Below are 24,804 nucleotides of genomic sequence, written 5' to 3' on the forward strand. Positions count from 1 at the left end.
ATGGTTCAGGTGGTGACGGTCTGGCGGCGGTCGGCCGCGTACGCCATGGCGTGCTGGACCACGCCGATCAGGACCTCCTTGACGGACTCCCGGTCGCGGGCGTCGCACAGCAGGAGCGGTACGTCGTCGTCCAGGTCGAGGGCCTGGCGGACGTCGTCGGCCGGGTAACGGGAAGACCCCTCGAAGCAGTTGACGCCGACGAGGAAAGGTATGGAGCGCCGCTCGAAGTAGTCGACGGCGGCGAAGCAGTCCTCCAGGCGGCGGGTGTCGGCGAGCACGACGGCGCCGAGGGCGCCCTCGGAGAGCTCGTCCCACATGAACCAGAACCGCTCCTGCCCGGGCGTGCCGAACAGGTACAGCACGAGGTCCTCGCGGAGGGTGATGCGGCCGAAGTCCATGGCCACGGTGGTGGTGTTCTTGCCCTCCACGCCGCTCGTGTCGTCGATGGGCCGGCCGGCCTCGGTGAGCAGTTCCTCGGTGCGCAGCGGCCTGATCTCGCTGACCGCGCCGACGAGGGTGGTCTTGCCCACACCGAAGCCGCCGGCCACCAGGATCTTGAGCGTGACGGGCTCGACCGGAGGCTTCCCGCGCTCAGAACGCCCGAAGATCATCGTTCTCTTCTCCTGCTTGATGGGGGTGGGACGACGGCGGGCCGTAGCCTCCGCCGCCGGGGGTTTCGATGACGAGTACGTCGTCCGGGCCGACGTCCGCCGAGTCGCTTCCGCCGAGCGCGGTGACCGTGCCGTCCGCGTGCTCGACACGATTGGCGCCCAGCGCACCGGGCTCGCCGCCCGCCATGCCGTACGGCGGGACTCTGCGGTGCTGGGAGAGCGTGGAGACCGTCATGGGCTCGTGGAAGCGGATGCGGCGCACCGCACCGTCGCCGCCGTGCCACCGACCGCGCCCGCCACTGCCGTCCCGGACCGCGAACTCGTCGAGCTGTACGGGAAGCCGCCACTCCAGGACCTCGGGGTCGGTGAGCCGCGAGTTGGTCATGTGGGTCTGTACGACGGGCGCGCCGGGGAAGCCCTCTCCCGCGCCGGAGCCGGAGGCGACGGTCTCGTAGTACTGGTACCGCTCGTTGCCGAAGGTGACGTTGTTCATGGTCCCGGAGCCCTCGGCCTGGACGCCGAGCGCGGCGTAGAGGGCGCCGGTGATGGCCTGGGAGGTCTCGACGTTGCCTGCGACCACTGCGGCCGGCGGTTCGGGCGCGAGCATGGAGCCGGGCGGGACGACGATGTCGAGGGGGCGCAGGCAACCGTCGTTGAGCGGGATGTCGTCGGCGACGAGAGTGCGGAACACGTACAGGACGGCCGCGTTGACCACTGCGAAGGGGGCGTTGAAGTTGCTCGCCAGCTGGGGGGAGGTACCGGTGAAGTCAACGGTCGCGGAGCGGTTTTCGCGGTCCACGCGCACGCGTACGCGGATGACGGCGCCCGAGTCGGTCTCGTAGGCGTACTCGCCGTCGTCCAGGGCGTCGACGACCCGCCGCACGGCTTCCTCGGCATTGTCCTGGACGTGCTTCATGTACGCCTGCACCACGTCGAGGCCGAAGTTCTCGATCATGCGGGCGACTTCGTCGACGCCCTTCTGGTTGGCGGCGATCTGGGCGCGCAGGTCGGCGAGGTTGGTCTTGGGGTTGCGGGAGGGGTAGGGCGCCTCGGTGAGCAGGCGGAGGGTCTCCTCCTCGCGGAAGCGGCCGTTCTCGGCGAGCAGCCAGTTGTCGAAGAGGATGCCTTCCTCCTCGATGGTGCGGCTGTTGGCGGGCATGGAGCCCGGGGCGATGCCGCCGATCTCGGCGTGGTGGCCGCGGGAGGCGACGTAGAAGAGGATTCGGTCACCCTGCGTGCCGAAGACCGGGGTGATCACCGTGACGTCCGGCAGGTGAGTGCCGCCGTGGTACGGGTCGTTGACGGCGTACGTGTCGCCGGGCCGCATCGAGGTGCCCCGGCGGCGGATGACCTCCTTGACGCTCGTGCCCATGGAGCCCAGGTGGACGGGGATGTGCGGCGCGTTGGCCACCAGGTTTCCGTCCGGGTCGAAGAGGGCGCAGGAGAAGTCGAGCCGCTCCTTGATGTTGACGGACTGGGCCGTGGACTCCAGCCGGGCGCCCATCTGTTCGGCGATCGACATGAAGAGATTGTTGAAGACCTCGAGGAGAACCGGATCAGCTTTTGTGTCGAGATCGGAACTCTCCGTAATCGCCGCGCGTTCCATGACCAGATGCCCGTCGTCTCGTGCCACGGCCTGCCAGCCGTCGTCGACGACGGTCGTCGCACTGGATTCCGTGATGATCGCGGGGCCGGTGACGGTTTCGCCGGGAGGGAACTCCTCGCGGCGGTGCAGGGGGACGTCGCGCCAGGCGCCGCCGGTGTGGAGGCGGACGGTCCCGGGCGCGGCCGAGCCGTCTGTGCGGGCGGCTTCGTACGGGGCGAGAACAGAGAGATCGGGGGGTTCTGTGATGCCGGTGGCTTCGACGGAGAGGGCTTCGACGACGATCGGGCGGTCGAGCGTGAAGGAGTACGTGGCGCGATGACGTTCTTCGAAGGTGTCACGCATCGTGTCGGGCTCGGTCAGCTCGACGGACAGGGTGGTGTCGGTGCCGTCGTAGCGCAGCTGTGCGCGGCGGGTGACCCGGATGCGGTCCTCGGGGACGTCCTCGGCGAGAAGTTCCGCGCGGGCCGCTCCCTCCAGGTCGTCGGCCGTCTTGAGGACGGCGGGCATGGACGCGGGCTCCAGGGAGGCTTCGACGGACTGTTCGCGCATGGCGGTGGTGTCGGCGAGGCCGATGCCGAGTGCGGACAGGACGCCGGCCATGGGCGGTACGAGAACGGTCCGGATGCCGAGCGAGTCGGCGACCATGCATGCGTGCTGGCCGCCCGCGCCACCGAAGGTGGTCAGGGCGTAGCGGGTGACGTCGTGGCCCTTCTGGACGGAAATCCGCTTGACGGCGTTGGCGATGTTGGCGACGGCGATCTGCAGGTATCCCTCGGCGACCTGCTCGGGGGTGCGGTCGTCTCCGGTCCTTGTGCGGATCTCGCGCGCGAGGGCGGCGAAGCGGTCGCGGACGAGATCCGCGTCGAGAGGCTGATCGCCGTCCGGGCCGAACACCTTGGGGAAGTAGGCGGGTTGGATCCGGCCCAGCATGACGTTGGCGTCGGTGACGGCGAGCGGGCCGCCGCCGCGGTAGCAGGCGGGCCCCGGATCCGCGCCCGCCGAGTCCGGCCCTACGCGGTAGCGGGAGCCGTCGAAGTGGAGGATCGAGCCGCCACCTGCTGCGACGGTGTGGATGTCCAGCATGGGTGCGCGCAGCCGGACGCCGGCGATCTGTGTGTTGAAGACGCGCTCGTACTCACCCGCGAAGTGCGAGACATCGGTGGAGGTTCCGCCCATGTCGAAGCCGATGACGCGGTCGAAGCCGGCCAGCTGCGACATCCGGGCCATGCCCACGATGCCTCCGGCCGGCCCGGAGAGGATGGCGTCCTTGCCGCGGAACTGCCCGGCTTCGGCGAGCCCGCCGTTGGACTGCATGAACATCAGCCGTACGCCGTGGAGTTCATCGGCGACGTGCTGGACGTAGCGGCGCAGTACGGGCGACAGGTAGGCGTCGACGACCGCGGTGTCCCCGCGCGGCACGAGCTTCATCAGCGGGCTGACCTCGCTGGACAGCGAGATCTGCGGAAAACCGAGGCGGGCGGCCAGCTCCCCCACGGCCTGCTCGTGGGCGGGGTGCAGATGGCTGTGCATGCAGACGACGGCGACGGCGCGGATGCCGTCGTCGTACGCCTCCTGGAGGGGGCCGAGGAGGGCGTCCAGGTCGGGGGCGCGAAGGACGGTGCCGTCTGCGGCGATCCGCTCGTCGACCTCCACGACCCGCTCGTGGAGCAGTTCGGGGAGGTCGATACGGCGGGCGAAGATGTGCGGGCGGTTCTGGTAGGCGATGCGCAGCGCGTCACGGAAGCCCCGGGTGACGACGAGCAGTGTGCGTTCGCCCTTGCGTTCCAGGAGCGCGTTGGTGGCGACCGTCGTCCCCATGCGGACGGCCTCGATGGGGTCCTGGGAGCCGTCCAGCAGTTCTCGTACGCCCGCGACCGCTGCGTCGGAGTATCGCGCCGGATTCTCCGACAGCAGCTTGTGCGTCAGCAGGCGGCCGTCCGGGCGCCGCGCGACGATGTCGGTGAACGTGCCGCCTCGGTCGACCCAGAACTGCCAGCCTGTCACGTCAGTACCCCGCTTTCGCGCCGCTCAGAGCGCCCGGAGGCCGTTGATCACGTCGCGCAGAATACTCTCGTCCGGCAGTTCGGCTGGGGGTACGGGCCGCGTCACATGGACGAATTCCCCGGTGACGAGGTCGCCGACCAGGACGCGCACCACTCCGATGGGCAGATCGAGTTCGGCGGCGAGTTCGGCGACCGACTGGGGGGCGCCACGGCACAGATCGACGATGTCCACGTGTTCCGGCGACAGCGTCACGTCGGCATCCGGATCGTCCGCCTGGGGCTCCGTGACGACCACCGCGATCAGGTCGAGGCGGTGCTGGCCCGCACTGGTGGTACGGCCGCGCGTCATCGCGTACGGGCGGACGACCGGGCCGGCTTCGTCGTCGAACCAGTGGCTTCTTCCCTGACCGTCAGCGCTCATGACATCCCACTACCCACCTGCGGGCAGATCGGTGCGCGGAGCGGCGCCCAGATGCACACCGACCCGCTTCACGAGGAGCGTCATCTCATAAGCGACCTGGCCGACGTCCGAGTCGGCGTCCGAGAGGACGGCCAGGCAGCTGCCGTCGCCGGCGGCCGTCACGAAGAGGAAGGCGTCGTCCAGTTCGACGACGGTCTGCCGGACGTTGCCGGCCTCGAAGTGACGGCCCACGCCCTTGGCCAGGCTGTGGAATCCGGAGGCGACGGCGGCGAGGTGCTCGCTGTCCTCCCGGGACAGATCCTGGGACACGCCCGTGGCCAGGCCGTCGCCGGACAGCACGATGGCTTTGCGGATGCTCGCGACACGGTCCACCAGGTCGTCCAGGAGCCAGTTGAGCTCCCCGGACTTGGTGGTCGCAGTGTGGCCGGTCGCCTTCGGTGCGGTCATCGACCGTCCCCCTTTGTCGTTCGTTGTGGTGCTGCGCCGCTGTGGGCGTCGTCGCCCGCGGCGTTCTCATCACGGCCGCGCTGCCAGCCGCGCTGGAGCGAGGCCATACGGCTGCGTACCTCGTCGGCGTCCCGCTCCACGAGCTCCGGGTCGTCCTCGGTGCGGCGCTGGGCGCTCTGCTTCAGCTGCGGAGCCAGGTTGGCCTGCCGAACCCGCCGAGGCAGCGGGCCCGCGCCGGGGCCTGTCTCCTGCGGTGCGGTGCCGGGGCGCGGGCCGGCGGTGTCCTGGCCGCTCGGTGCGATCGCGGTGGGGCAGCTGCGCATGGGGAGGGCGGGGGGCTGCGGGCTCTCGCCGCGGCCTCCTCGCTCGGGTGCCGGGGATGCGGCGCGTTCAGCGGGCCGGTCGGCCCCGCCCGTGCCCGGGCGCAGCGGTGAGGCACCGCGGCGGCGGGTGGGCAGCGGTGGCGCGGCTTCCTGGTCGGGCCGGCCCGGACCCCGCCCAGCCGACGGCTCCTCGGCGCGACGACGGGACGGCAACGGTGCGGCGGCTTCCGGCCCGGGGCGTCCCGAACCCGTCGGCGGCTCGTCTGCGGCGTCCTCGCGCCACGACCGCTGCTCGGTGACCGGGCGTCCGTGCGAGCTGACCAGCTTGGGCGTACGGCGGCGGGGCAGCGGGACCGGCGCGCCCGTGTCGTCGCCGGGGGCCGCCTCATGGAGGTGCGGGTCGCCATGGAGCTGACCGCCGTTGCGGCCGGTCGTCTCGTCCTCCGCGAGGGCAATGGAGCGACGGGGGCGGAAGAGCCCTCCGCGTTCGCTGTCCTCGTCGTCGAGCGCGCCCGGGAAGTCCTCGATGGCGTCGAGGTCGACCGGTGCCTCCAGTTCGACCGGGCCGTCCAGGAGGCCGGCGGGCAGACCGGGAAGCGGCACGGGGCTCCGGGAGAGCGCGCTCCCGTGGCCCTGCTCCAGCTCGGCCTCCTTCGAGTGGTGGGGCCGGTCGAGTCGGAAGCCGATGCCGTTGGTGTCCGGGACGTCGTCCGTCAGCAGGGCGTCGGGGACGAAAAGGACCGCGGTGGTGCCGCCGTACGGGGACGGCTGCAGGGAAACTCGGACGTTCTGCCGCTGGGCGAGCCGGCTGACCACGAACAGGCCGAGGCGGTCGGTGTCGGACAGCTCGAACTCCGGTGTCTCGGCGAGCCGGAGGTTGGCGTCCAGGAGGGCGTCGGCCGCCATGCCGAGGCCGCGGTCGTGGATCTCCAGGGTGAAGCCGTTGGCGACCCGCTCGCCGAGGACCTGGACGGCCGTGTGCGGCGGAGAGAACACCGTGGCGTTCTCCAGGAGTTCGGCCACGAGATGCGTCAGGTCGGCGACGGCCGGACCGGTGACGGCGATCCGCGGCAGGCGGCGGACCTCGATGCGTTCGTAGTCCTCGACCTCGGCGACGGCGGCCCGGACGACATCCATGAGCTGGACGGGCTTGCGCCACTGCCGGGAAGGAGCGGCGCCGGAGAGGATCACGAGACCCTCGGCATGCCGCCGCATACGGGTGGTCAGGTGGTCGAGGCGGAACAGGTCGGCGAGTTCGTCGGTGTCCTCGGTCCGGCGTTCCATGGTGTCGAGCAGGGTGAGCTGCTTGTGGAGCAGGACCTGGCTGCGGCGGGCGAGGTTGACGAACACTTCGGAGACGCCGGCGCGCAGTTCGGCCTGTTTGACGGCGGCCTCGACGGCGGCACGCTGCAGAGTGTTGAGGGCCTGGCCGACCTCGCCGATCTCGTTCTTGTCGAACTCCAGGCGGGGGACCTCGGTCTCCACGTCGACCTGTTCGCCCGCGGACAGGCGCCGCATGACGCTGGGCAGCCGTACGCCGGACGCCTCGTGGGCCTCCAGACGCAGTTGACGCAGGTCGCGGATGAGAGTGCGGCCGATGCGCGCCGAGACCACGAGCGAGAGCAGCACGGCGACCAGGCCCAGGACGCCGGCTACGGCCGCCTTGACGATGACGTTCATCGCGACCGGTTGCACGCGGTCCCGCAGACGGTCACCGGCCTGGTCGTTGAGGGTGGCGAGTTGGTTGAGGACGCTGTCCGCGGTGGCGTCCCAGCTCTTGGCGTCGACCGAACGGGGCGTACCGGCGCCGGAGTCGATGACGGACCGCTCGGCCGAGCGCAGCGGGGCGGTGGCGGCGTTCTTCCAGAACCGGTCGTAGCGTTCACGCTCCGCCGACGGCAGCACCGGCAGGCTGATGTCGTACAACTGGGTGCGCTGCGCGACCAGGTCGGAGACCTCGCGGACCTCCTCGCGGGTGAGCTTGCCGACCACCAGTCCGGAGCCGAGCAGGGCGTCCTCTCTGGAGAGGAGTTCGCGAGCGCGGGTGATGTTGACGAGGGCGCGGGCCTGCCGGTCCATCTCCACGTTGTCGACCGCGTCGAGGGCGGCCAGGAAGGCGTAGCAGGGGTCCACAAGGCGGTTGTAGAGGTGGAGGGCCTCGGCGCGGCTCACCGTGCCCTGCTCGGCGCTGCTGCGCAGGGAGTCGACGCCGTTGAAGGCGTCCAGGACGGCGGTGAGGCGTTCTTGGTCACCCGCGTTCAGTCCGTCGCGGACGTCGGGGTCATTCGCGTTCTTGCGGACCTTGGCGATGGCCTCGTCGGAGGCGCGGCGGGTGCTGCGCAGCGCGGCGAGCGCGTCCGAAGCCCGCGGGTCGGCGAGATAGACGAGAGTCTGGCGGCGTTCCTGCTGGATCACACGGACGGTGTCCTCGATGGGATAGCCGACGTCCTCGACAGCGGTCGACACCTGGAACAGCTGAGTGACCGCCCGTCCCGTCAGTACCGTGGCGAATCCCCAGATCGCGGTCAGGGACACCAGCGGCACGAGAAGCAGCGCCACGATCTTCCGGCGGATCGACTTCCCGCGAAAGCGCATGGCCTCCCCCAGCTCGACCCCCGCGGGCCGGGGGTACACATGTGCGTCAACAAACGGCGCGAGCCTACTACCGACCCACAGTTAACTCGAAGACCCGTCCGGAGGCTGAACTACCGCACTGGCTCAGCTGGATGGGGAGTTGTCCGGGCATTGCGGGAGATTGCCGCCCGCAATCGTGCGGCGACCACCCGTACAGATCCGGTCGGCGTGGACGGTCAGTTGGCCGGAAATTTTCGTTTCTTGGGAATCTTCGGGACGCGCCGTTCGTCCTTCTCTTCGGGAAATGAGGGCGGAATCGGCCACACGAGCCGCATCCCGCAACCGGGCGGCGTAAAGCAGCGCAAGCCGGGCAGCCACTGGGGAGCCGTGCGTTCGGACACGGGCGGGGGTCTGCTGGCGGTGGGGAGTGACACGTTGATGGGCACGGCGGAGCGGCGCGAGGCGCCCACAGAGGGCGATGCGGCGCACCTCACGGTGCGGCGGAGTCCCGAGGCACGGGATCACGACATTCCGGCGCACGGGGGCGGGACCGGGCCCGCTGGGCGCGCCACGGCTGAAGAGCAGCCGTACAACCGGCCCTTGTGGGTCGAGGAGTCCGCACGGCGGCGTCGAATGCCCGATCCGGTGCGTACGGCCGCGGTGCGGGCGGTGCTGATCATCGCCGTGACGCTGATCCAGGCGATGGTGGCGTTCCTGTGCACTCTGGCCGGATCGTGGCTGACCTTCCCGATGGTCCTCAGCAGCGTGGCGAGCACCGTGGCGGCGACCTGGGCTGCGCTCGACGTCTGGGTGACCCGCCAGGTGTGGAACCAGCGCAACGGCGTGGTGTCGGTCCCGAGCAGCACCGCCCGTGCCCTGCGGCGCGAGCGGCGAAGGGCACGGCGGCAGGCGCGGGCCCAGCAGCGGATACGGCGGCGGGGCGGAGCAGGGCAGTTGTCGCACTCCTGAGAAAGCCCCGCATCGCCCCGGTCGCGCGCCTCTATGGGGTTGCAGGCGCTGGGCGTTTGAACATCCGCGTCGCCGTGATCTCGCTGTGCACCGCCTCCTCCGCCTGGGACTGCTGGGGCAGTCCGGGGCGGAGGTGTTCCTCCACGCTGATGTACTTGAGGCCGGCGCGGAGGTCGGCATCGTTCCGCAGCCGGATCACCAGCGGGAACTCCGCGAGCGCCGTCGTGTCGAACAGGCCGGTGGTGTAGAGGAGTTGGACACCCAGCGCGTCCGAGACGGCCCGTTGCAGCTCCAGCAGATAGGTCGCGTTGGCACGGCCGATCGGGTTGTCAAGGAACAGCGTGCCCGCATGGCGGTGCTTGTCGCGGCCCCGGTCGTTCGACCGCAGCGCGGCCATGGTGCAGTACAGGGCGATGGCCGCGGTGAGCAGCTGGCCGCCGGAGAACACGTCGCCCATCTGCCCGACGGGCACCCGCTCGGCGCGCAGCACGGCGTCCGGCTTGAGGATCTCGACGGCGATGCCCTTGGGCTGGAGTGCCGCGCCCACGCCCCTCAGCAGCAGGGACATGCCGTCGCGTCGCAGGTCGGAGTTCTTCTTCACGGCCGCCCGGGTCGCCTCGTCGATGACCTCGCCCAGCCGCTCGGTGAGCGTGGCCTGGTCGGGCTCCTCGAAGCGGATACGCAGGAACTCCTGCCCGGACCACTCCCCCAGCCCCTCCGGCAGCCGGGACAGCCGCTGGGCGGACCGCAGCGTCGCCAGTGCCGACTCCACGAGGCCGCGCAGCCGGTCCACGATCGAGTCCCGGTTGCGCTCCAGCTGCGCCAACTCGTCGGTGAGGACGCGGAGTCGGGGCGCGAACGCGTCCGCCCACTTCTGGGCGTGCTCGGGCAGCGCGGCGGCCGGCAGCTCGCGGATCTGCTGGCGTGCGGGGGTGCGGACCTGCTCGTAGCGGGTGGAGTTGGCGTGCCGGACCAGCACGTCGCTCGCCTCGCGTACGGCGGCCTCGGCCGCCGACAGGTCTGCGGCGCAGCCGCGCAGGGAGCGGCGGGCCTCGGCGGCGGCCTGCCGGGCCTCCTCGATGCTGCCGGGGTAGGGCTCCGGCTCCTCCTGCTCCTCTTCCAGGGCGTGTTCGCGCAGCAGATCGCGGAGCATCGCGGCGATCTCGTCAAAGCCGCCGGCCGCGTCCTCGGCGGCGCGGTGGGCGTCGAGGAGCTCGGCGTGCGCCTCGCGGGCCTGGCTCAACGCCTCGGTGCGGGAGGCGAGTTCGGCCGTCGCCGTGCGCAGCAGCGCCTGCGCGTGCTCGGCGTCGCGCGGCTGGAGTTCCTCGGGCAGCTCGGTGTGCGCCTCGCCGTCCTCGGGCGCGTGCCGCTCGGCCTCGCCGCGCAGCCGCCCGAGCTGCTCGCTCGCGGTGGACATCCGGGTCTCCAGGAGCTGCACCAGTTCCTCGGCCCGGGCTGCGGCCGCCTGCCGGGACGGCCCGTCGGACCCGTCCGGCGACTGCAGCAGCTGCTCCGCGCGCGTACGGACCTTGTTGCTGAGGCGGTCCAGCTCGGCGCGGGCGGCGCTCTCGTCGCTCTCCGCGCGGGCCTGCTCGGCGCGCAGATCGGCGCCGACGCCGACCTTCTCGTAGACCTGGGAGGCGGCGCGGTAGGCCTCGCGGAGTGCGGGCAGCGACGACCTGTCGGCTGCCCCGTCGTCCTCGGGTACGTCGTCGGGGGCGCCCGCGATCTCCGCGCGTTCGGCGCGCAGTGCCCGTGCCGTGCGGCGGGCGTCGTCGGCGGCGCGCTGGGCGCCGCGGCGGTCCTCGTCGGCGGCGCGGGCGCGCTCCAGGCAGGCCTGGGCGCGGGCCTCCGACTCGACGCCGTCGTCGGCCAGTTCGCGCAGTTTGACCTGCCAGCCGGCCCGCTCGCGCAGCCGGAAGGCGAGTCCGGCGAGGGCGTCGGCCGCGCGCCGGGCCTTCTGCGCCGTCTCCTGCCGCTCGTCCCGCACCTGCGCGGCCTCGGCGGCGACCTCGTCGGCCTCGGCCCGCGCCGAACGCGCCTCGGTCAGCTCGGCTTCGGCCTCCTCGGCGAACACGCGCGTGTCGTGCGCGGCCTGGGCCAGCTCGACGAGCCGCCCTGCGGGGCAGCCGGTACGCCAGGAGGCGAGCCGTGCCGCCAGCTCCCGGTCCTTGCCGAGGCGCGCGGCGAGCGTCCTGATCTCCTCGTCCCGTTCGGTCGCCCGCGCGCGCAGCGCCTGCCGCTCCTCGTCTGCGGCATGCTCGTCGTGCATGGCCGGATTCGGCGGTACGAGGAAGACGCTGCTCTCGCCCGAGTCGGCGGCCGGGGTGGGGGCGAGCAGGGCGGCGGCCGTACCGACGGCCACGGCGGACCGCGGCAGCAGCGCCGCGTCGCTGAGGGCCTCGCGGGCGCGGGCGTGTGTGTCGGGATCGGTGATGATCACGCCGTCGACCAGCTCCGGGCGGGCGGCGAGCACGCGCGCGTGGTCGGCGGGGTCCACGGCCTGGGCGAGATAGCGCCAGCCGGGCAGAGCCGGGATGCCGTGCTCGCCCAGGAACTCCACGGTGGCCAGCACGTCCGGCCCCGGGGGCAGCAGCCCGCCGTCACCGAGCGCGCCGAGGATCCGGGAGTCGTCGGCCGCCGCGGTGCGAAGCTCGAAGAGCTGCCGCTCGGCGGAGGACACGGAGTCGTCGAGCAGCTCGCGCAGTTCGTCGGCGAAGCGGTCGAGCTCCTCGGGGGTGAGAGCCGCTTCGTCGCTGTCCGTTTCGTGGCGCGGGTGCGGGACCGACGGCCGTGTGTCCGGGGCCGACGGCCGGGCGTCCTTGCCGGACAGGCTCAGCAGCTCCGCCAGTCGCTCCTCGGCCGCCAGCGACTCCGTGATGCGGCGCTCGGCCTCGTACGACCGCCGCGTCGCCGTCGCCGCGTCCGCCGCGCGGGCGGCCGTCAGCTCGGCGCGGGACTCGGCTGAGGCCGCCTCGCGCGCGCGCTCCGTCGCCTTGTGCGAGGCCTCACGCGCCGTGTCCCAGGCGGCGACCGCCGTCTTCTCGGCGTCACTCGCCGCGAGGGCGGCGCGGGCCGGGTCGGCGTCAGGCGCGCTGTCGTCGAGCCAGCCCGCGCGCACCGCCTCGGCCGTCTCCTGTTCGACCTCGGTGAGGCGCTGCCGCAGGTGTCCGATCTCGCTGCGGGCCCGCTGCGCCTCCGTGGCGGCGGCGGTCGAATCCCGGTAGGCGATCTCACCGGCCTCCTGCAGCGCGGCGGACCGCTCCTCCTCCTCGTTGGCGAGGCTCTCGGCGCTCTCCGCGGCCGTGTGCAGGGCTCGTACGAGATCCACTGCGGCCTTGGCGCGGGCGGCGAGCGCAGGGGCCGCGTCCCGCTCGGCCTCCTGGATCGCGGCGGCCACGCGCGCGACACGGTCGGCGGCGGCGCGGTGGCGCAGCACCGCCTCGGCGGCCTGCCAGGCGGAGTGCAGGGTGCGCGCGTCGGCGAGCTCGCGCTTCTGCCCCGCAGCGGACTTCTCGGCGACGGCGAGCGCCAACGAGGCGTTCCGGTAGGCGAGTTCGGCCGCGATCAGCGCGCTGCGCTCCCGGCCCGCCTCGGAGTGCGTGACGGCGTACGCGGCGGCGGTGACGCGCTGGGCGAGGTCGGCGGCCCGGACACGCTCCTGCACGCCCCGCGCCGACAGCCGGCGCGCCAGCGTGCGGGTACGGCGCTCGGCGCCGGCGTGGATGTCACGCGCGCGTGCACGGGCCTCGGCGGCCTCCACGATCCGACCGAGCAGGTCCACCGACCCGGCGGTGAAATCCCGTTCGGCGATCAGCTCGGCCCGGCGGCCCAGCTTGTTGCCGAAGCCGCTGACTAGGTCGGCGAGCCCGTCGGTGTCCCGGGTGTCGGTCACGGCGCGCAGCAGCAGGTCGGTGAAGTCGGAGTCCTTCTTGACCGCGAAGAGGCCGGCCGCCTCGCCCTCGTCGGCATTCATCTCCCGCTGGTAGCGGAAGAGTTCGGGGTCGAGGCCGAGGTCGCCGAGGTGCTCGATCCACCGGTCGTGGATCTCTTCCCAGTGCACCTCCAGATGCGGATACGCCTTGCCCGCCTCGGTGAGGGCGTCCCGGAAGCCCTTCATGGTGCGCCGGCGCCCCTGAGCGCCCGACTGCCCCTCGACGACCGGCCGTACCGCGGTGGCCTCGGCGACGGGCAGGTTGTCCAGGGACAGCCCCGGTCCGGGCCGGAAGGAGTACCAGGCCTCGGCGAACTTCCGCGGGTCGTTGGACACCTGCCGTCCGCGCCACTCGCTGACCTTGCCGACGACGACGCACTCGCCGGTCAGCGTGTGCTGCCACTCCAGAGCGACGTGCCCGCAGTCGTCGGCGAGCAGGAACTTGCGCAGCACGCCGGAGCTGGCGCCGCCGAGGGTGTTGCGGTGGCCCGGCAGCATCACCGAGAAGATCAGCTTCAGCAGTACCGACTTGCCGCCGCCGTTCTCCAGGAAGAGCACGCCGGCGGGCGCAGGGCGGCGCGGCGGGCCGACGGGCTCCTCCTCGAAGAACTCCGCCTGGGTGGGCGCGGGATCGGGCACGGGCTCGCCCACGCCCCGCAGGTCAAGCACGGTGTCGGCGTAGCGCGCACCGGCGGGACCGATGGAGTAGAGGCGGACCCGGGACAGCTCGTACATGGCGGACTCTCGTAAGTCTTCGGCAGGTCGGGGAGGTTCAGGAGTGCGACGGCGCGTGGAACGGCAGCCCGGCGTCGGCCGCCAGGTCCAGGTCGTCGGTGTCCTCGGGCGGCAGCAGCGTCGGGGTGCCGTCGGTCACCGGGACCACGCCCAGCTCCAGCAACTCGGCCATCGCGGCGCTGCCCGCCATGTCGCGCACCTGGAGCTGATAGCGGGAAGTCGTCCGGTACGTGCCGCCGTTGTCGTCGCCGGTGCGCTGCAGGAATCCGGAGTCGGTGAGGAACGCGGCGGCCTTGCCGACGATGCCGGTGGTCGAACCGGCGAGTCTGCGCGCGTCCTTGGTGGCACCGGCCGCGCTGCGTCTCGCCCAGATCCGCCACGCGGCCTCCAGCCCGGGCGCGTCGGTGGCCGGGTCGGTGTTGTCGCCGTGCTCGTCGGCACGCTCCTCCAGGCGGCGGCAGGCCTGCCGTACGAACGCGTCGACACCGTTGACCGTCACGCGCCCGATGTATCCGTCGTCGGCGAGGTCCTCGGGGCGCGGGAACGCCATGGCGGCGACGGCGAGATGGGCCAGTCCGTGCAGGAAGCGGTCGCCGCCGTCGGCCGACGTACGACGCGCGTAGTCGCCCATGCGGACGGCGAACACCGAGTCCTCGGCCGCCGTCACGGCCATCCCCGCGCGCGGGGAAACCTCCAGCACCACGAGTCCGAGCCCGGCGGCCACGGCGTCCGCGAGCCGCGCGAACGGCGAGTCCTCGCGGTAGCGGCGCAGCAGCTCGGCGTACTCCTGGTCCCGCGCGGGCTGCAGCTTGGGCTGCAGCCCGAAGGCGACGAGCCGGGCCGCGTCGGCGGCGTCGGCGGGGGTGACGGCGGCGGTCGCCGACGAGGCCGGGGCCTCCGTTTCACTCCACTCGACGTGCTCACTCACTGCTCGGGCTCCTTGTCGCGTTCTTGCTCACTCATGCTGCTTCCGTCCGGTCCGCCGCCATCCCTGCCGCGTCCAGCAAGGCCGTGCCGACGATGAGATCGGCTCCGCCGAACTCCGGATCGTCCAACTCCGTCCCGTCGTCCACGGCGAACAGCAGCTTCTCCTCGCCCTGGCGGTATGCCGTACCGACAGCCGGACTGGCCGCGTGCACCGCCAGCAGAGCCACCAGGTACGGCAGATCGGGATCCTGGCGCCTGGCTTCCGCCAGCAACCCCGACAACCGACGCGGCGCATCGGCAGGCAGATCCAGCAGCTCCGTCGCCGCGGCCAACTGCTCCTCGCTGAACCGGCTGTCGTCCGGCGTCGCGATCAGATCCGGCTCCGGCATCTCCGCACCCAGGTGCTCCCGCTCCACCGGCGGCGTCAGCAGTATGTCGACAAGGTCCCCCACCCTCACGGACACCGGCGTACGCAGTCCGGTGCCCCGGGCGAAGAAGGCATCCGTGACCCGGACCGCCTGCTCCAGCGGCAAGGGCAGCACGGGGGCGAGCAGGTGTCCGTACAGGTCGATCCCCGACGACGTCATGGGCGTCGCAAACGCCTGCCGGTCCTGCTCGGCGCGGAACAGCGGCCCGGCCTCGAGCAGGCGGGACTGCAGCTGTGTGTGCCTGCGGATGCAGTCCTTGACGATGTCGACGAGCTCGGCAGCGCGCCGCTTGTGCTCGGGGTCCTCGGTCTCGTCCCGCGCCTTGCGGATGTTGGTGAGGATCGCGTTCTCGTGCCGGTAGCGGTCGGCCACGTGGTCCAGCGCCTCGGCGATCATGTCGGGCACGGAGTTGAGCCAGTCCACCGCCCGGACGTTGCGCCGGGTCGCGTCCAGGGCTCTGCGCAGGGTTTCCGAGTACTGCACCGTCCGGTAGCGGGCCTGCTCGGCGGCGAGCTGGGCGTCGGCTAGGCGGCCCCGGTTGATCAGGACCTCCAGCTTGACCTCGGCGGCGATCTGCGCGCTGGTGACGTCCGTGTCCAGGGCGCCGACCAGGACGTTGACCGCCTCGTCCGTCGTACGGAGGTAGACGGTGCCGCCAGGGCCCGGCACCTCTTCGATCAGTTTGAAGTCGTAGTCACGACGGACGTAGCTGCCGTCGGTCGTGAACGTGCCGTAGACGGCCCGGAAGCCGCGGTCGACGCTGCCGACGTTGATCAGGTTCTCCAGCACCCAGCGGGCCACGCGCTCGTGCTCGGCGACCGGCCGCTGCGGGGCCTGGGCGGCGATGCGCGGGATGAGCCGGGCGACTATCTGGTCGTGGTCGGCGCCCGTGTCGAAGTCCATGTTCAGGGTGACCAGGTCGATGGCGGCCAGGGCCACCTCCGCCATGCCGTACACCGAGTACTCGCCCGCGAGGTTGGCCTTGCGTGCGTCGAGGTCGTGCAGCGGCGCGGTGCAGGCGAGCGCGCGCAGCCGCCGCGCCAGCCCCTCGTCGGCGGCCGGGCCCGGTGCGGGGCGCGGCCCCGCGCTGAGCTGGGGCGGAACGCTGTCCGTCGATGCAGGCGAAGTCACGGTGCACAGACTAGGTCCTCGGTCTGACAACGACCCAAACGACGCGGATCGCCCCCGGCGGTCGGGCGGGCGGCTACCGGTCGGGATTCGTGTGCGGGCCGGAGGGGGTTTCTCGCGCGGTTCCCCGCGCCCCTCAGAGGAGGGCTTCGCCCTCCCCCACCCTGCGACGGTAGACGTCGACCACGCGGTCCAGGGAGTCGTCCAGATACACCGCGAGCAGCTTCTCGGCCTCCGGCCGGTCCCCCGCCTGCAGGGCCTGCAGGATCTGACGGTTGCGCGCGAGATACGGCTCATGGAGTCGCTTCGGGTCGTCCACGATGTGGAAGGCGAGGCGCAGTTCGGCGAAGACGCTGCGCATCAGTTCGTCGGTGCGGGCGCTGCCGGCGAGGGCCACCAGCTCCCGGTGGAAGTGGATGTTGGCGGTACCCACGCCTTTCCAGTCACCTTCGCGCGCGGCCCGCTGCCCCTCCTCGACGACCTCACCGAGCGCGTCCAGGCTGTACGGCGGCTCGCCGAGCCCACGGACGACGGCGCACTCGACGAGGCGGCGGGTGCGGTAGATGTCCTCGACGTCCTCGACGGTCAGGACCCGGACGAAGACGCCCCGGTTCAGCTCGTGGACGAGCAGACGTTCGTGCGTGAGCAGCCGGAACGCCTCGCGCAGCGTGTTGCGGGAGACACCGAGGGCGCCGCCGATGCTGTCCTCCGAGAGCCGGGTGCCGGGCGGGAAGAATCCCTCGGCGATGCGGCCCCTGAGGATGTCCGAGACGCGCTCGGCGGTGCTGGTGCGCCCCAGGAGAGCCCGGTCGTCGGCCAGTCCTGTCAGCTGCTCTGCCATGCCCGGAATTCAATCGCAGATACAAGAACGAAACAACATGGGTATTGAAGGATCGTTCAACGATCCTCTACCTTGCTACGCACGGCGCCGTCTCCCGCACCCGGGCGCCGACCGCTCCTCCCGCACGGCACGGCTCACTTCTGAAGCACCCTCCGTCCTCCCACTGCGAGGTGCCCATGAGCACGACCCCTCCACCCCAGGCCCTGACCGAACAGCCCGGAACCGGTGAACACGCCCTCGACGACGGCGCGTTGGGCTGGCTGCGCGCCCTCGGTCCGCGCGGCCGCCGCGCCTTCGCGGGCGCCTTCGGCGGCTATGCCCTGGACTCGTACGACTACTTCACGCTGCCCCTGAGCATGGTCGCGCTGGCCGCGTACTTCGGTCTGGACAGCGGCCAGACCGGCCTCTTCACGACCGTCACGCTCGTGGTCTCCGCGGTCGGCGGCGCCGTCGCGGGGGTGGTGGCGGACCGGGTCGGCCGGGTCAGGGCGCTGATGATCACGGTGATCACCTACGCGGTCTTCACCGTGGCCTGCGGCTTCGCGCCCAACTACGAGACGCTGCTGGTCTTCCGCGCTCTCCAGGGCCTCGGTTTCGGCGGTGAGTGGGCGGTCGGCGCGATCCTCGTCGCCGAGTACGCGAGCGCCAGGCACCGCGGCCGTACCCTCGGCGCGGTCCAGAGTTCGTGGGCCGTGGGCTGGGCCCTGGCCGCGATCGTGTACACCCTGGTCTTCTCGTTCGCCGGCAACGACCTGGCCTGGCGCATCATGTTCTGGACGGGCGCGCTGCCCGCACTGCTGGTGATCTGGATGCGGCGCCGGGTGCACGACGCCCCGGAAGCGGCCGCCGTACGCGAACAGAGCACGCAGAAGGGCTCGTTCACAGCGATCTTCAAGCCCGGCCTGCTGCGCACGACAGTCTTCGCCGGACTGCTCTCCACCGGCGTCCAGGGCGGCTACTACACGCTCGCCACCTGGGTACCGACGTACCTGAAGACCGACCGCGGTCTGTCGGTCGTCGGCACCGGCGGCTACCTGACCTTCCTGATCTCCGGCGCCTTCCTCGGCTATCTGACCGGCGGCTACCTCACCGACCGGCTGGGCCGAAAGCGCAACATCTGGCTGTTCGCCCTGCTGTCGGCGATCTGCATCCTGGCGTACGCGAACATCCCGCACGGCGCCAACACCCTGCTCCTGGTGCTCGGTTTCCCGCTCGGCTTCTGCATGTCGGCGATCTTCAGCGGCTTCGGGTCCTACCTGAGCGAGCTGTACCCGACGGCGGTTCGGGGCACGGGACAGGGCTTCACGTACAACACCGGGCGCGCCGTGGGCGCCGTCTTCCCCACCACGGTCGGCTTCCTGGCCGACAGCTGGGGCGTGGGCGGCGCGCTGGTGTTCGGCGCGATCGGCTACGGCCTCGCGGCGCTGGCGCTGCTGGGCCTGCCGGAGACCCGTGGGAAGGAACTCGCGTGAACCGTACGGAAGACCGCGCTCTGACCATCGTCGACGAGCACGCGCACGCGTGGAGCCCGGAAACCGCCCGGGCCCGCTTCCGGGAAGGACTCGCCGGGCCCACCGCCGGTGTCGCGGCCGGCCACACCCAGGTCAACCTGATCTCGGTGCCCGCGGACTGGGCGTACGACATGCTGCTGTTCTGCCAGCGCAACCCCAAGCCCTGTCCCGTGCTCGACGTCACGGACGCCGGCTCCGTCACCACGGTCCTCGCGGACGGCGCGGACCTGCGTACCGACCTGCCGCGCTACCGGGTGTGGCAGGACGGCGAGTTGGTGGACGAGCCGACGGACGTACGCGCGCACTGGCGCGAGGACCTGGTGTCGTTCCTGATCGGCTGCAGCTTCACCTTCGAGTGGGCGCTGGCCGGGGCGGGCGTGCCGATCCGCCACGTCGAGCAGGGCCGCAACGTCCCGATGTACGTGACGAACCGTCAGTGCCGTCCGGCGGGGCGGCTGCACGGCCCGCTGGTGGTGTCCATGCGGCCGGTGCCGCCGGAGCACTTGGCGGCGGCGATACGGGAGAGCAGTCTGCTCCCGGCGGTGCACGGCAGCCCCGTACACTGCGGCGATCCCTCGGGGCTCGGCATCGACGATCTCGGCCGCCCCGACTTCGGCGACCCGGTGGACGTCGAGCCGGACGACATCCCGGTGTTCTGGGCGTGCGGAGTGACCCCGCAGGCAGCGGTGATGGCCTCGCTCCCGCCGTTCGCCATCACGCACGCACCGGGCCAGATGTTCCTGACCGACGCCCGCGACGAGCAGTACCGCGTCGCCTGAGACGAGACACGAAGGATCCATGACCTCGATCGATCTGAACGCCGACCTCGGCGAGGGCTTCGGCCGCTGGCAGCTGACCGACGACGAGCGGCTGCTGTCCGTCGTCACCAGCGCCAACGTGGCCTGTGGCTTCCACGCCGGGGACGCGGCCACCATGCGGCGGGTGTGCGAGCTGGCGGCCGAGCGCGGCGTCCGGATCGGCGCCCAGGTCTCCTACCGGGACCTGGCGGGGTTCGGGCGACGCGCGATGGACGTGCCGCCCGCGGAGCTCGCGGCCGAGGTGGCGTACCAGATCGGCGCCCTGGAGGTCTTCGCGCGCGCGGCGGGCACGCGCGTGTCGTACGTCAAGCCGCACGGCGCGCTCTACAACCGCGTCGTGCACGACGAGGAGCAGGCCGACGCGGTCGTGGACGGCATAAGGCTCGCCGACGCCTCGCTGCCCGTGCTCGGCCTGCCCGGCTCGCGCCTGCTGGAGCACGCCGCCAAGGCGGGCCTCCCCGCCGTCACGGAGGCCTTCGCGGACCGGGCGTACACCCCGGAGGGAACGCTCGTGCCGCGCGGCCACGACGGTGCCGTGGTCACCGACCCGGAGGCCGTCGTGGAGCGCTCGGTGGGCCTGGCCCGCTTCGGCACGGTCACCTCGCACTCCGGTGCGCGCGTCGACGTACGCGCGCGTTCCCTGTGCCTGCACGGTGACACTCCCGGCGCCGTCGAGCTGGCCCGACGGGTCCGGGAACGCCTGCAGGAGTCGGGGGTCCGGGTGGAGGCCTTCGCATGAGGGCGCTGCCTGTCGGGGACAGTGCCCTGCTCGTCGAGGTGTCCTCCGGAGACGAGGCACAGGCCCTGCACGCGGAGCTGCTGCGGCGCCGGGCGGAGGGCCTGCTCACGGTGCGCGAGATCGTCCCTGCGGCCCGCACCGTCCTGCTCGACGGCCTCGACGACCCGGTCCGTCTGGCTTCCGAACTGACCGCCTCCGAGGTGCCCGCCGCTCCCCGTCGCGAACAGGCAGTCGTGGACATTCCGGTGCGCTACGACGGTCCCGACCTCGCCGACGTCGCCTCTCACTGGGGCGTCGGCGAGCAGGACGTGGCCCGTATCCACGCGGCCACCGAGTTCAGCGTCGCCTTCTGCGGGTTCGCCCCGGGCTTCGGCTACCTCACCGGCCTGCCGCCGCTCTACGACGTCCCGCGCCGGGCCACCCCGCGCACGGCCGTCCCGGCAGGTTCGGTGGCGCTGGCGGGCCCTTACACGGGCGTGTACCCGCGCTCGTCGCCGGGCGGCTGGCAGCTGATCGGGCGCACGGACACCGTGCTGTGGGACCACGCGCGCGTGCCGGCCGCGCTGCTGTCGCCCGGCACGCGTGTGCGCTTCGTCCCGGTGGGGTGCCCGTGACGGACCGCGCACTCGTCGTCGTACGAGCCGGAGCGCTGACCACCGTGCAGGACCGGGGACGCCCCGGGCACGCACACCTCGGCGTGCCCCGCTCGGGTGCGCTCGACGGCCCAACGGCGGCGCTCGTCAACCGGCTGGTCGGCAACCCGCCCGAGGCGGCCGTTCTGGAGACCACGGTCAACGGGTGTGCCCTACGGCCGCGTTCGACGGTCACGATCGCGGTCGGGGGCGCCCCCTGCCCGGTCAGGGTGAACGGACGGCCGGTCGCCTGGGGAGCGCCGGTGAGTGTGCCGGCCGGTGCACTCCTGGAGGTTGGCACGGTCGTCTCCGGAGTACGCAGCTATGTGGCCGTCTCCGGCGGCATCACCGTCGAGGCGGTACTCGGCAGCCGCTCGACAGATCTGCTGTCCGGCCTCGGCCCGGCACACCTCGCGGACGGCATGGTGCTGCCCCTGGGTACGCCGAAACACTTCCACGCGCGCGTGGACGTCGCCCCCCAGCCCGCGCCTCCGACCGAACTCGTCCTACGGGTGACGCTCGGCCCACGCGACGACTGGTTCACGCGGAAGGCACTGCACACGTTCATCTCTCGCACGTACCGGGTCTCCCCCGCCAGCAACCGCATCGGCCTGCGCACGGAGGGCCCCGCCCTGGAACGAGCCCTGCCGGGCGAGCTCCCCAGCGAGGGCATGGTGCTGGGCGCGGTTCAGGTGCCCCCGGACGGCAGACCGGTCGTCTTCCTGGCCGACCACCCGACCACCGGCGGCTACCCAGTGATCGCGGTCGTCCACCCACAGGACCTCCCGACCGCAGCCCAGGCGGCACCGGGCACACCGGTCCGCTTTGTGGGGATACGCACGCACCAACGCCCTTAAGGGGCGCGGGGAACTGCGCGACCAGCCCCACCGAACCCGCAGAGAGCCACGGGCCCGCGCAGCGCTACGCCGCATCGGGCTGCTCCACCACAGAAACTGCAGCCAACGCCGCCGACACAGCCGCAGCGGCCCGCAGATCCAACCGCGCACTGGTCCCCCGCACCCGATGCCGCATCTCGTCCGCGGCCAGCCGCAACAGCTGCGGCAACAGGTCGGTGCACCGCCGCGCCACCCACGCGGTACCCGCCGTGGCCAGCCACAACAAGCTCGCCGACCGTGTGGGCACGGGGAACTCCGGCTCGGGCGAGGGCGCGGTGCCCGTCGTGCGGTCCGCTTCCGCCAGCAGCGAGTGGAAGCGCACGGCCAGTTGCCGGTGCCCCTGTTCGCCCGGGTGCAGCCGGTCCGCGCTCCACATCGCGCGGTCCGTGATCCAGGCTTCCTCGGCCGCGTGGAGGTGGACGGCCCCGTAGCGGTCGGAGAGCGCGTGGACCACCCGGTTGACGGCTCGCTGCCGCCGGGCCAGCGGACGGGCCAGGGAGCCCGGCAGGCCGAGCATCGAGCCGGGGTCGGGCAGACAGGCCGTGAGCAGGGTCGCGCCCTGCTTGGTGAAGGCGGCGTACACCTTGTCGAGCCGTTCGGCCACGGCGTGGATGTCGAAGGTGCAGCGCAGGGTGTCGTTGACGCCGATGACCACGGACACCACGTCCGGCCGCAGGGCGAGCCCGGCCGGCGTCTGCTGCTCCAGCACCTCCCGGGTCTGCGCGCCGCTGACGGCGAGGTTGGTGAACTCCACGGGCTCCTCGGCGAGCCCGCCGGCGAGCAGCGCGGCCCAGCCGCGCCACCCGTCGGCGACGGGGTCGCCCACGCCTTCGGTCAGCGAGTCGCCGAGGGCGACGAAACGCACGGGTCTCATGCCACGCCCCCGGGCACGAAAGGACGCACCGGTGCCGTCGCGTCGTGTGCGGCGAGGAACGCGTCGACGGCCGTGCCCCAGCTGAAGCACTCCGCACGCGCGCGTGCGGTCTCGCGCCGCTCCCGCTCGGGGAGTTCCAGCAGCATGTCGACGGCGTCCGCGAAGGCGTCCCCGTGGTCCGCCGCGACGGCTCCGGCGGATCCGATCACCTCGGGCAGCGCGGACGACGTGCTCACCACCACCGGCGTGCCGCAGGCCATCGCCTCCAGCGCGGCGAGCCCGAAGGTCTCGGCGGGCCCGGGTGCCAGGCACACGTCGGCGGAGGCCTGGAGCGCGCCCAGCGCGCCACGGTCGGAGACGTGCCCGAGGAAGGTGACCGGCAACCCGCGTTCCCGCGCCCGCTGTTCGAGCCGCGGTCGCAGCGGACCGTCCCCGGCCACCACCAGCACCGCCCGCCTGCCCCGGCGCAGCAGCGCCTCGAGGGCGTCCAGCGCCGTGCCGGGCCGCTTCTCCACGGACAGCCGGGTGCACGTCACGAGCAGCGACTCGTCCACGCGCGCGTAGCGTGCACGCAGCCCCGGGTCGCGCAACGCGGGGTGCCGCTCGACCAGGTCGACGCCCAGCGGGGCGCGTACGACATTGCGGGCGCCGATCCGCACGAACTCCCGCTCGGCGAACTCGGTGGTGCACACCACGCGCGCGTACGTGTGCGCCGTACGGACGTTGAGGGCGTCGGCGGCTCGGCGGGCCGCGCCCTCCGGCAGGCCCCAGGTGCGCAGGACGCCGTCGGCGGTCTCGTGGGAGACCATCACGGCGGGGACGCGGGCCCGTCGCGCCCACTTGCCGGTCCACCTGAGGGTCGTGCGGTCGGAGACCTCCAGGCGGTCGGGGGCCAGCTCCTCCAGGAGCCGGGCCACGCGCCGCTTGTCGGTGAGCACCCGGTACCCGCCCGTGCCGGGCAGCAGCGGTCCGGGCAGGGTGATGACGCGCCCCTGCTCGGTGTCGCGGTCGTCGGCACGCTCGCCGGGGACGATGAGCACCGGCTCGTGACCTGCGGCCTTGAAGCCCTTGCCCAGTTCGCGCAGGGCGGTGCGCAGACCGCCGGAGGAGGGAGCGACGAAGTTCGCCAGGCGCACGATCCGCAACGAGGTCATGCCGCCACCGCCGTCTTCTGCCGCGCGGCGAGCACGTCCGCGTAGTGCCCGATCAGCTGGTCGCCCACGGCGGCCCAGGTGCGTCCCTCGACGGTGGCGCGCGCGGTGGCGCCGAAGGTGACCCGCTGCTCCGGGTCTGCGGCCAGGGACCGCACGGCATCCCGTACGGCGTCCGCGTCATGGGGTGGCACCAGCAGCCCGGTGCGCCCGTGGGCGACCAGGTCGAGGGGGCCGCCGACGGCGGGCGCGACGACCGGAACGCCGCTGGCCATGGCCTCCTGCACGGTCTGGCAGAAGGTCTCGAAGGGGCCGGTGTGCGCGAAGACGTCCAGCGAGGCGTAGATCCGGGCGAGTTCGTCACCGGTGCGGCGGCCGAGGAAGACCGCGCCCGGCAGTGCCTCGGCGAGGCTCGGCTGGCTCGGGCCGTCGCCCACGACCACGACCTTCACTCCTTCGAGGCCGCATACGCCGGCCAGGAGCTCGATGTGCTTCTCGGGGGCGAGCCGGCCGACGTAGCCGACGATCAGCTCACCGTTCGGGGCGAGTTCGCGGCGCAGGGCCTCGTCGCGCAGGTGGGGGCGGAAACGGACGGTGTCCACGCCGCGCTGCCAGAGCTTGACCCGGGGCACGTCGTGGGTCTCCAGGTCGTGCATCGAGGCGCTGGAGGGGGCGAGGGTGAGGTCGGCGGCGGAGTGGACGGAGCGGATGCGCCGCCAGGCCGCGGCCTCGCCGGCGCCCATGTAGGTGCGGGCGTATCCGGCCAGGTCCGTCTGGTAGACGGCCACGGCCGGGACGCCGAGACGGGCGGCGACCGCCATGCCGCGGACGCCGAGGACGAAGGGGCTGGCCAGGTGGACGATGTCGGCCCGGTGCTCGACGACGGCCGCGGCCAGACGTCGGCTGGGCAGGGCGACACGGACCTGGGGATAGCCAGGGAGCGGGAGGGAGGGGACACGGACGACGGGGCACGGCGCCTGGGCGTCGGGCCCGGTCCCGGCCCGGCCGACGAGAGCGGTGCTGGCCGGGGCGACGACGAGGGGAAGGTGACCGCGATCTACGAGGTGCCGGGCGGTCTGGAGCGCGCAGTGGGCCACGCCGTTCACGTCGGGGGGAAAGGATTCGGTCACTATGACGACACGCATACCCGTGTTGTCGCCGTGCTGGACGTGGTCGCGTCAACGTGGATCTTTGCGAACGATGAACGTCCCGTGAGCGTTCCTCTGCACACCCGAG

General features: G+C 72.4%; 18 protein-coding genes. 6 read left to right on the forward strand and 12 right to left on the reverse strand.

Translation table 11 applies throughout. The annotated features are described in order from the left end of the window. Positions 1-5: 5 nt before the first annotated feature. Genes ACFY10_RS50070 through ACFY10_RS50090 form a run of 5 tightly spaced genes read right to left on the reverse strand, consistent with a single transcriptional unit; the run spans position 6 to position 8,006 of the window. Positions 6-611: an ATP/GTP-binding protein gene (locus tag ACFY10_RS50070; protein ID WP_390672095.1), complete on the reverse strand. Its 606-nt coding sequence runs from the start codon at positions 609-611 to the stop codon at positions 6-8. Then, positions 592-4,221, reverse strand: coding sequence for a hydantoinase B/oxoprolinase family protein (locus ACFY10_RS50075; protein WP_390672096.1), 3,630 nt, complete (start codon positions 4,219-4,221; stop codon positions 592-594). Before ACFY10_RS50075 ends, ACFY10_RS50070 begins: the two co-directional genes overlap by 20 nt. A gap of 24 nt (positions 4,222-4,245) precedes the next feature. Further along, entirely contained in the window at positions 4,246-4,641 is a 396-nt protein-coding gene (locus tag ACFY10_RS50080; protein ID WP_390672097.1) for a DUF742 domain-containing protein, read from the reverse strand. A 9-nt stretch (positions 4,642-4,650) separates the two neighbouring features. Next, positions 4,651-5,088 carry a roadblock/LC7 domain-containing protein gene (locus ACFY10_RS50085; protein ID WP_390672098.1) on the reverse strand — a complete coding sequence of 146 codons (438 nt, stop codon included), beginning with the start codon at positions 5,086-5,088 and terminating at the stop codon, positions 4,651-4,653. After that, positions 5,085-8,006, reverse strand: a complete 2,922-nt coding sequence (locus ACFY10_RS50090; protein ID WP_390672099.1) for a nitrate- and nitrite sensing domain-containing protein — start codon at positions 8,004-8,006, stop codon at positions 5,085-5,087. The genes ACFY10_RS50085 and ACFY10_RS50090 overlap by 4 nt, the downstream gene beginning before the upstream one ends. Before the next feature lie 417 nt (positions 8,007-8,423). Here ACFY10_RS50090 and ACFY10_RS50095 point away from each other — a divergent pair, with 417 nt between their 5' ends. Beyond that, positions 8,424-8,954 (forward strand): hypothetical protein, encoded by a 531-nt coding sequence (locus tag ACFY10_RS50095; protein WP_390672180.1) that lies wholly within the window; start codon positions 8,424-8,426, stop codon positions 8,952-8,954. Positions 8,955-8,985: 31 nt separating this feature from the next. Here the strand turns inward: ACFY10_RS50095 and ACFY10_RS50100 are convergent, their stop codons facing one another. The 4 genes from ACFY10_RS50100 to ACFY10_RS50115 all read right to left on the reverse strand — a co-directional run bounded on the left by ACFY10_RS50100 (position 8,986) and on the right by ACFY10_RS50115 (position 16,947). Continuing rightward, positions 8,986-13,623, reverse strand: coding sequence for a hypothetical protein (locus tag ACFY10_RS50100; RefSeq protein WP_390672100.1), 4,638 nt, complete (start codon positions 13,621-13,623; stop codon positions 8,986-8,988). Positions 13,624-13,660: 37 nt separating this feature from the next. Next, entirely contained in the window at positions 13,661-14,551 is an 891-nt protein-coding gene (locus ACFY10_RS50105; RefSeq protein ID WP_390672101.1) for a hypothetical protein, read from the reverse strand. A gap of 31 nt (positions 14,552-14,582) precedes the next feature. Beyond that, positions 14,583-16,109, reverse strand: coding sequence for a hypothetical protein (locus ACFY10_RS50110; protein ID WP_390672102.1), 1,527 nt, complete (start codon positions 16,107-16,109; stop codon positions 14,583-14,585). Positions 16,110-16,242: 133 nt separating this feature from the next. Next, positions 16,243-16,947 (reverse strand): GntR family transcriptional regulator, encoded by a 705-nt coding sequence (locus ACFY10_RS50115; RefSeq protein WP_390672103.1) that lies wholly within the window; start codon positions 16,945-16,947, stop codon positions 16,243-16,245. Positions 16,948-17,123: 176 nt separating this feature from the next. Between ACFY10_RS50115 and ACFY10_RS50120 the strand changes: the two genes are divergently transcribed. Genes ACFY10_RS50120 through ACFY10_RS50140 form a run of 5 tightly spaced genes read left to right on the forward strand, consistent with a single transcriptional unit; the run spans position 17,124 to position 21,504 of the window. Next, positions 17,124-18,419 (forward strand): MFS transporter, encoded by a 1,296-nt coding sequence (locus tag ACFY10_RS50120; protein ID WP_390672104.1) that lies wholly within the window; start codon positions 17,124-17,126, stop codon positions 18,417-18,419. Then, entirely contained in the window at positions 18,416-19,237 is an 822-nt protein-coding gene (locus ACFY10_RS50125; RefSeq protein WP_390672105.1) for a putative hydro-lyase, read from the forward strand. The genes ACFY10_RS50120 and ACFY10_RS50125 overlap by 4 nt, the downstream gene beginning before the upstream one ends. A gap of 19 nt (positions 19,238-19,256) precedes the next feature. Further along, positions 19,257-20,015, forward strand: a complete 759-nt coding sequence (locus ACFY10_RS50130; RefSeq protein ID WP_390672106.1) for a LamB/YcsF family protein — start codon at positions 19,257-19,259, stop codon at positions 20,013-20,015. Then, complete coding sequence (locus ACFY10_RS50135; protein ID WP_390672107.1) at positions 20,012-20,629, forward strand: allophanate hydrolase subunit 1; 618 nt, start codon at positions 20,012-20,014, stop codon at positions 20,627-20,629. Before ACFY10_RS50130 ends, ACFY10_RS50135 begins: the two co-directional genes overlap by 4 nt. Beyond that, positions 20,626-21,504 (forward strand): biotin-dependent carboxyltransferase family protein, encoded by an 879-nt coding sequence (locus ACFY10_RS50140; RefSeq protein WP_390672108.1) that lies wholly within the window; start codon positions 20,626-20,628, stop codon positions 21,502-21,504. Before ACFY10_RS50135 ends, ACFY10_RS50140 begins: the two co-directional genes overlap by 4 nt. A 64-nt stretch (positions 21,505-21,568) precedes the next feature. On the opposite strand, the gene ACFY10_RS50145 is transcribed toward ACFY10_RS50140, so the two are convergent. Genes ACFY10_RS50145 through ACFY10_RS50155 form a run of 3 tightly spaced genes read right to left on the reverse strand, consistent with a single transcriptional unit; the run spans position 21,569 to position 24,713 of the window. Then, positions 21,569-22,417 carry an SGNH/GDSL hydrolase family protein gene (locus ACFY10_RS50145; RefSeq protein WP_390672109.1) on the reverse strand — a complete coding sequence of 283 codons (849 nt, stop codon included), beginning with the start codon at positions 22,415-22,417 and terminating at the stop codon, positions 21,569-21,571. After that, on the reverse strand, positions 22,414-23,571 hold the full coding sequence (locus tag ACFY10_RS50150) for a glycosyltransferase (protein WP_390672110.1): 1,158 nt from the start codon (positions 23,569-23,571) through the stop codon (positions 22,414-22,416). The genes ACFY10_RS50145 and ACFY10_RS50150 overlap by 4 nt, the downstream gene beginning before the upstream one ends. Then, positions 23,568-24,713, reverse strand: a complete 1,146-nt coding sequence (locus ACFY10_RS50155) for a glycosyltransferase family 4 protein (RefSeq protein ID WP_390672111.1) — start codon at positions 24,711-24,713, stop codon at positions 23,568-23,570. Before ACFY10_RS50155 ends, ACFY10_RS50150 begins: the two co-directional genes overlap by 4 nt. Positions 24,714-24,804: the final 91 nt, after the last annotated feature.

This window comes from Streptomyces sp. NPDC001401, assembly GCF_042895385.1.
Classification (GTDB): domain Bacteria; phylum Actinomycetota; class Actinomycetes; order Streptomycetales; family Streptomycetaceae; genus Streptomyces.

What these genes read in the sequence shown, in the direction of transcription:
- ACFY10_RS50145 (WP_390672109.1), bottom strand. Translation starts at nt 22,417, where the DNA reads ATGAGACCCGTGCGTTTCGTCGCCCTCGGCGACTCGCTGACCGAAGGC.
- ACFY10_RS50085 (WP_390672098.1), bottom strand. Translation starts at nt 5,088, where the DNA reads ATGACCGCACCGAAGGCGACCGGCCACACTGCGACCACCAAGTCCGGG.
- ACFY10_RS50090 (WP_390672099.1), bottom strand. Translation starts at nt 8,006, where the DNA reads ATGCGCTTTCGCGGGAAGTCGATCCGCCGGAAGATCGTGGCGCTGCTT.
- ACFY10_RS50100 (WP_390672100.1), bottom strand. Translation starts at nt 13,623, where the DNA reads ATGTACGAGCTGTCCCGGGTCCGCCTCTACTCCATCGGTCCCGCCGGT.
- ACFY10_RS50135 (WP_390672107.1), top strand. Translation starts at nt 20,012, where the DNA reads ATGAGGGCGCTGCCTGTCGGGGACAGTGCCCTGCTCGTCGAGGTGTCC.
- ACFY10_RS50095 (WP_390672180.1), top strand. Translation starts at nt 8,424, where the DNA reads ATGGGCACGGCGGAGCGGCGCGAGGCGCCCACAGAGGGCGATGCGGCG.
- ACFY10_RS50070 (WP_390672095.1), bottom strand. Translation starts at nt 611, where the DNA reads ATGATCTTCGGGCGTTCTGAGCGCGGGAAGCCTCCGGTCGAGCCCGTC.
- ACFY10_RS50080 (WP_390672097.1), bottom strand. Translation starts at nt 4,641, where the DNA reads ATGAGCGCTGACGGTCAGGGAAGAAGCCACTGGTTCGACGACGAAGCC.
- ACFY10_RS50115 (WP_390672103.1), bottom strand. Translation starts at nt 16,947, where the DNA reads ATGGCAGAGCAGCTGACAGGACTGGCCGACGACCGGGCTCTCCTGGGG.
- ACFY10_RS50150 (WP_390672110.1), bottom strand. Translation starts at nt 23,571, where the DNA reads ATGACCTCGTTGCGGATCGTGCGCCTGGCGAACTTCGTCGCTCCCTCC.
- ACFY10_RS50120 (WP_390672104.1), top strand. Translation starts at nt 17,124, where the DNA reads ATGAGCACGACCCCTCCACCCCAGGCCCTGACCGAACAGCCCGGAACC.
- ACFY10_RS50155 (WP_390672111.1), bottom strand. Translation starts at nt 24,713, where the DNA reads ATGCGTGTCGTCATAGTGACCGAATCCTTTCCCCCCGACGTGAACGGC.
- ACFY10_RS50130 (WP_390672106.1), top strand. Translation starts at nt 19,257, where the DNA reads ATGACCTCGATCGATCTGAACGCCGACCTCGGCGAGGGCTTCGGCCGC.